Source organism: Vagococcus sp. WN80Y (assembly GCF_059621045.1).
The window spans coordinates 115,682-122,406 of sequence record NZ_JCAQHY010000171.1 but is presented as its reverse complement, the minus strand read 5'-3'; the positions used below and the strand labels follow the sequence as shown (position 1 = coordinate 122,406).

Sequence of the window (6,725 nt, the reverse complement as noted above, 5' to 3'; positions counted from 1 at the left end):
TGTTTTGTCACTTTTATTTTAGCAAAGGTGTTCTTATTTTTGTACAAAAAAATAATCCAGATGCCAATCAATTTGACTGGTATCTGGATTTTTCATTGGGACTTACGTCCCAAACTCTTTTTTTTTGTTTCCCAATTTCTTTCATCGTTCGAAAATGATAAATAGGTATATTTATTTTAATTATGAACGGTTTTATTCATAAGGTTAGATTTGTTTGAATAACATAATATATTTTTATTTTTATCTTTATTTTAAATTAAAATAACGTATTTATTTTTTTGTAAATGACAGAGTTATCATTTAAATTTAATTTAAATTGAATGCAATTATGTAAATAGTTATATTTATTACGATATTAATCGTGTTTTTTTATGTTTAGCTATTTTTAACACTTGTTTTTTAAGGAATGTTTAAGAAAAATAAAAAACGGAATTTAATTTCAAAAAAAGAATGAAATTATTTCTTAAATAACGTATAATAAAATTTATGCTAAAGTTATAAGGAAATTTATAAGCTGAATATTCGAAAAGAAGCCTATTAATAAACAAACGGTTAACTCAAAATAAGTTGAAGGGGAGGAATGCGTGTGAGAAAAAAAATAGTTACATTGATGAGTGTGTGTGTCTTATTAATGACTGAATCGATGACAGTTGTTTCCGGAGCTGCAAGTGAGTCACTGACGAGTGTAACAAGTTCTGAGCAGGTTATTGAATCCAGTGAAACAACTGACTCGCTAACTGAAGACTCGCTGATTGAAACACCTGACTCTTCTTCAACTAGTGAGACAGAATCTAGCAGTGAAGAGGAACAAAATAGTTTGTCTGATACTAGCCAGCCACAGGAATTGATTACGAGTGATTCGACTGAGATGAGTGAGTCAGTGGAAGAGCCTAAACGATTATCAAAAGCTGCTCCTGTTCAAGATAGTGATGGTTTTTGGTTAGTTGATTCTGCGGCAACCTTAACGGATCTTTTAAAGGATAATTCAAAATTAACTTTTCGTTTAACGCAAGATATTGATTTAGGAACATCAGCGTTTCAGTTAAAAAATGGGGTTATTATTGACGGCGCAAACCATGTTATTACTTATAATAAAGCAGGAACTGCTGCTCGAGGTTTTTATGTCAATGAAAATAACGCGACAGTAGAAATTCGTAATACGCAATTTGGACAGCCAGGAGGTGCTGGGGCAGTTGGATATTATGGCATTGTAACAGGTTCTGGAATAAATATGACGCTTATTTTTGATACTATTTCTTATTATTCCAATAATGGTCAAATGATTTACAACCCAAATGGATCTGCCATTATGCGTGGGACAAATAAGATTATTCAGGTAGGCACAGGAGGCTATTCGCAAGAATGGGCCGAAATCAATTATGTTGAGATTCAAAACGGCCTGACGACAATTGAACATTCATCTCCAGCGGGGAGTTTAGCCTTTATCTGGTCAGCGGGAGCCGCATCAGGAAATCCGCATGCTAATACCTCACAACTGATTGTTCGTAAAAATGCTGAATTAAATGTACAGACGAATGCTAGTATGACCTATGGTACCTATGCCCCTAGTTATATTGTAGAGGAAAATGCTCGATTTAAACTTGATAAAGTTAGTTTAGCAACGGGAGGGGCAAAAAATTCATTTTTCTATAGCACCCAGAATCAAAAAGTTACCTTTGATTTTCAGAAGAATAGTCAGGTTTCCTTTGTCTTACCGGCGCCAATTAATGTCGGGTCGGTAGGTGGCGGGATGACCATAGGTGAGAATGCCAATACTTCGATTGATGTTGCTTCAGGGCTGATTTTTACGTCATCAACCTCTAGTACATTCACTTTGGATATGCAACAACCAGAGCAAGCTGTATTCAGCTCAACTGCTGCAGGAACCCTTGGCTTGAATGGCTCTACTGCAAATACTGCTAAAAACTTATCCTTTGGCGGGAGTGGGATTCAGAAAGTAGAAACGTTTAATTCGAAAACGGGAACCAATCCAGATTCAATTATTTATAAGACTTCTTCAGACTTGCGAGGGAGAGGCAGTACCTATACCAATGTTTCAAGCTCGATTGATCCTTTGACAACGAGTGAGTTGACCGCATTAGGAAGTTCTCAAAAATTAGTCTTTAGTCAAAAAGTAGATCCACCTAGTCAAGTGACTGTTTCAGCGGATCAAGTGACTGCGACTTCAGCGAGACTTCATGGGAGTTCATATAATAATGGGGGGATTGCGACAGATGTTAAGTGGTTCTTGTTCTCTTCGCAACAGGATATTAATGATATATCAAAGGCTCAGCACAGTGTCCAGTTATCAGAATTTGATAGTTTAAATACAGTTGTTGATTCGGTTTATCAATCTGATATACAGGGATTAAATCCCAATACAACATACTGGTTACAAGCAATCGTCACGAATGAAGCAGGAGAAAGTCAGCTATCAGACGCTCACACCTTTGTTACATTGCCTGCATTGTCTGATATTTCTGCTGAAGTATTAAGTGGAAGTACGGCTCTCGTTAGTGGGCAGTTGTTAGGTGATGCAGTACCCTATGGTGGAAATTATCAACAGGTTTTAGTGGAGTATAGTCCAAATGAACAGTTTTCTGGAGCCGATACAAAAATGAGCCAAGCTGAGTTATCTGGTGAAAAAAATCAATTTTTTACTACAAAGTTAACGGGGCTGGCAGAAGGAACGACTTACTATGTGAGGCTTAAGGTTACAGGTGAATCTGGTCAAGAGGTGATCTTAGCAGAAACGCCCCTAACTGAATTTACAACTATTGTTGAGATTATTAATGTGGAAGTACCAATAGAAATGGCCTTTCAAACAGATAATAATGATCTTGGTACAAGTCAAGCAGGCCAGATTCATTCTGCTGATTATCAGCTAGTTAATAATGGAAATGTCGCGACGGAGCTGTCTTTAGTGGGCTTAGATAAAGAAAATCAAGCAGCAAATGAGTTACTTTTGCGATCCGATTTGTTAGGTCAAGCTGATTCGGATCAGCTAGCTCTTCAATTAATTGTGGGGAGGAATCAAGCAACGCCTTCATTTATTACCAGTGATTTAGCAACAGCGCCACTTTCATTAGGTATTCTGGATACTGGTGCAAATAAGCAAGAGACGATTCGTTTTAGCGGTAAGTATTTCAATCCGACTAAACAAGCAATTTCGCCTGTTTATAAGATGACAGTTAAAGTAGAAAAAAGTAAATAGAAATGAGGAATCGAATGACTGATCGACGAGAGACACAGCCGGAAAATAAGCAGAAAAAACGTTGGCTATGGCTATTACTATTGTTGCTAATTGGTTTGATAGCGGGTGGAACCTATTATTATTTTTCAACGAAACAAACCCCAGTTCAGGTCATCTCTGGTGATTATTTACCAGATAGTAAAGATGCCAAAAAGATGAGTGATAAAGAGCTAAAAAATGCCGAGCAAAAAGTTGTGGATGCCAGTAAATTTAATATGGTGATTAAATCAGAAGCAATTTTTGAAACAGGTGAAAGCGAAGGTAGTTTATATATTCAAAATCCAGAAGTGAATGGTTATCCAATTAATGTTGTGATTACACTGGATGAGACGAAAGAGGAAGTCTATTCGTCAGGCGCGATGGAACCAGGATTTGAGATTAGCGGGGCCAAACTTGATAAGGATTTGAAGGCAGGTACTTACCCTGCAACGGCGACCTTCAATATTTATGATGCTAAAACGTCTAAAAAACGTGGGCAGGTTCAAGCGGGAATTACCTTAGAGGTAAAAAATTAACTAGAATTTAACAGGAAAACTGTTGAAAATATAACTTACATAGAAAAAAGGAGAACAAAATTATGAAGAAACAGACACTTTTAGCAACAACTTTAATTATGGGACTAGGCATTTTTAGCTTAGCACAACCAGTACTTGCAGAGACGATTGACGGTGAAAATACGGCAGACGTTCAAATCAATGGGACAATTGGTAAATTAGATAATACAGATCCAGATGAAAAGATTCCTGATGGTGAAGATGAGTGGATTAATGTAACAGTTGATACGGCAACAGCTTTCCATACGACTACAGCTAGTGCACACAAAAATATTGAGTCAGCTGATTACAGTATTGTTAATAATTCTGGTCGTGGTGTAGCTGTTTACTTAAATAATATGGCAGGAACCCCTACTTATGTCGATGAATTAGACATTAATGTTAAGGGAACAGGACTATCAGGTGGCGTGCCAGCAGCTAGAAAATTAGTAACGGGTAATGCTCTTTCAACACTAACAGGTACCCCTGTTTGGTTGACATTGGCAAATAATCAAGGGAAATTGAAATTAGATACAGATGCGGATAATGCTTTTGCTAAAGAAGCAACATTCCATTACACAGGAACGACAGTTGCTAATTTGCCAGCTGATGCTGGGCAAACTGCTACACCAGAAAACTACACGTTGACATTAAAATTCACTACTATTCAAAAAGATGGAGTGACTTTAGGTGTTACACCATAAATTTGGTGAGCTAGGATGAGACGTTTCAGTAGATTCGTTGTATTAGTTCTATTATGTATGATCGTGTTAGTACCTATTGGGGCTAGTGCAGCAGAGGCAGATATAGGTATCAAGGGTCTTATTGGTGGCAAGCAAACAGATACAATAGAGAGCATTCCGCCTGAAAAAGTAACAGATGGAAAATTGGCTACACCGAAGCAATCAACGATTCAGTTGAAGAACTTGCCTCGGGCAGGAGAAACGATTTCTTCGTATTGGGTTTACTTAGGTTTATTACTATTGATAGGTAGTATTACTTACACTGTATTGAGAAAAAAAGATCAAATTGAATAAAGAGTGGACTAACAAAAAGAAGGGATGGGGTTCTTTTTGTTAGTTTTTTTAGTTGGAAACTAATACTAGGTACTGTATTAAATGTGCCAGATAGTCATAGTGGCTCATTTTCTTAGGCTGAGTTATAATAAAGGTATCAAAAGCTTGTCAATCAAGGAGGCGGTAAAAGTGGAAGAAACAGTGTTCTTTAATCGAGGAAATGCCTTAGCTTCAAAGAAAGATGCAAAAGAGTTATATCGAGTTGTACAAGTTGAGCAGTCAAAGCAACGTGGTAAAGAAAATCTTGTTATTGTAATGGACGAAAACAATCAAGAACATCTTTTGTTTAGTTTCGATGACCAGTTACCGAAGCAAGAGGGAGAAGCGTTTAAAGTTAAGGAAAGAATTTAAAAGGAATTAGAAGAGGTATGAGAGACAAATCGTCGACTCTGCTTTAGATATTGACAGCAATAAACCGACGGCCTACACATTGATTCATGTGTAGGCCGTCGGTTTATATTTAGGTTGCTGGCTTAAAAAACAATAACGGGTGTGCCGATTTCCACTTTTTCAAAGAGTTGTTTCATAATATCTGGTGGCGTATTAATACAACCGTGAGAACCGTATTGAACATGACGATCACCACCATAAGCTGTTTGCCAGTTAGAATCGTGAATCCCAACGCCATCCCAATCAATAGGCATCCAATAATCAACAGGACTAGCGTAGTCCTCTCCAGTTAAGGTAGCATTGCGTTCTTTTTTCCAAACATAATTGACACCAGGAGGAGTTGGGGTAGAGGGTTTGCCTGTAACGACATCGGTCTCTAAAACGACTTTACCATCTTGATAGAACCACATATGTTGATTCGTTAAATCAACTTCGATGTAAGTTTTTCCTATTAAGGCCGTTTCTGGTGTAGTGCTTCCAACGAAAGCAGGCGGTCTTTTGAATGCTTGAGCGTTTGTTAGTGCCTTAGTTAAGTCCTCGGTCTCAGCCTCTTCATCAATTGTCCAACTATAAGTACCAGCTGGAACAGTGACCGTACCTCGTCTAGTACTTGCAAAACTTGATGAGTTGGTACTTGTATTTTTAGTTTTTCCCAGTTCACTTAGATAAGCTGCAACGGCCTCAGTATTGACAAGTGTCTCTTGTGTTGGTTGAATCATTTTGACAAGTGTCTCTTTAGGAATTGTCATGTCTTCTCCATTGATTATATAGGTGTAAGTTTGGTCGAGAATTTTAGTAACAGTTGCTAACTTGGCTTGTAACTCCGGATCATCTTTAAAAATAGTTGGCTTTGAGTCTGCTGGATCGATGGTGATCTCAAACTGATTTTTTTGAATAGCTGTGTCAATGGCCTTGAGTTCTTTGTCACTATCAATCGTTTTGCCGTATTGCTCATCCGTGATGACAAATGTTCCATCTTTAAAGTTAATTTCAGCATTTTTAGTTTGTGGAGCATTGGCATTAAATTCGGTTAGCTTTTCACGAATAGTAGCCAGATATGCTTCGTGTTTGTCCTTGTTAAACGTCAGAGGAAGAGTCTGTTCTTTTGGCGCTGAAAACAGCCATAGCAATGGGTTTTGTTTTTTTAACTTAGCTTCAATTTGGGTTTTAGAGAGAGCTTCAATACCTGCATTTGTTGGTGATTCTTGGCTAATGACGTTATCTTTTATTGACACAACAAGTGTTTGATCAGTTATATTTTTTGCTAGTTTATCATGGGCACTTGCAACTGTTAATTTTCCTACATCAACTCCATTAATCGTTGTTTTGGGTAGGAAGTGACGGGTATAAGTGACTGATTTATAGGCATATGCGCCAACTAGAATAAGCAGTATGGCGATGAAGGTCAAAAAAAGATATCTCTTTTTCATGTAACTATCACTTCTTTCTAATAGAGTAAGTAAAAAATTGACA

Annotated in this window: 6 protein-coding genes; 5 read left to right on the top strand and 1 reads right to left on the bottom strand. The window is 37.4% G+C overall.

Translation table 11 applies throughout. The annotated features are described in order from the left end of the window. Positions 1-586 precede the first annotated feature (586 nt). From AC5KOD_RS18935 to AC5KOD_RS18915, 5 genes are all read left to right on the top strand, one after another. Positions 587-3,214 (top strand): fibronectin type III domain-containing protein, encoded by a 2,628-nt coding sequence (locus AC5KOD_RS18935; protein ID WP_496916156.1) that lies wholly within the window; start codon positions 587-589, stop codon positions 3,212-3,214. A 14-nt stretch (positions 3,215-3,228) separates the two neighbouring features. After that, positions 3,229-3,768: a hypothetical protein gene (locus tag AC5KOD_RS18930; RefSeq protein WP_496916155.1), complete on the top strand. Its 540-nt coding sequence runs from the start codon at positions 3,229-3,231 to the stop codon at positions 3,766-3,768. A gap of 62 nt (positions 3,769-3,830) precedes the next feature. After that, positions 3,831-4,490 (top strand): hypothetical protein, encoded by a 660-nt coding sequence (locus tag AC5KOD_RS18925; protein ID WP_496916154.1) that lies wholly within the window; start codon positions 3,831-3,833, stop codon positions 4,488-4,490. Positions 4,491-4,505: 15 nt separating this feature from the next. Further along, positions 4,506-4,823: an LPXTG cell wall anchor domain-containing protein gene (locus tag AC5KOD_RS18920; protein WP_496916153.1), complete on the top strand. Its 318-nt coding sequence runs from the start codon at positions 4,506-4,508 to the stop codon at positions 4,821-4,823. Positions 4,824-4,991: 168 nt separating this feature from the next. Beyond that, positions 4,992-5,213 (top strand): hypothetical protein, encoded by a 222-nt coding sequence (locus AC5KOD_RS18915; RefSeq protein ID WP_496916152.1) that lies wholly within the window; start codon positions 4,992-4,994, stop codon positions 5,211-5,213. Positions 5,214-5,335: 122 nt separating this feature from the next. Here AC5KOD_RS18915 and AC5KOD_RS18910 read toward each other — a convergent pair whose 3' ends face one another. Beyond that, entirely contained in the window at positions 5,336-6,682 is a 1,347-nt protein-coding gene (locus AC5KOD_RS18910) for a L,D-transpeptidase family protein (protein ID WP_496916151.1), read from the bottom strand. Positions 6,683-6,725: the final 43 nt, after the last annotated feature.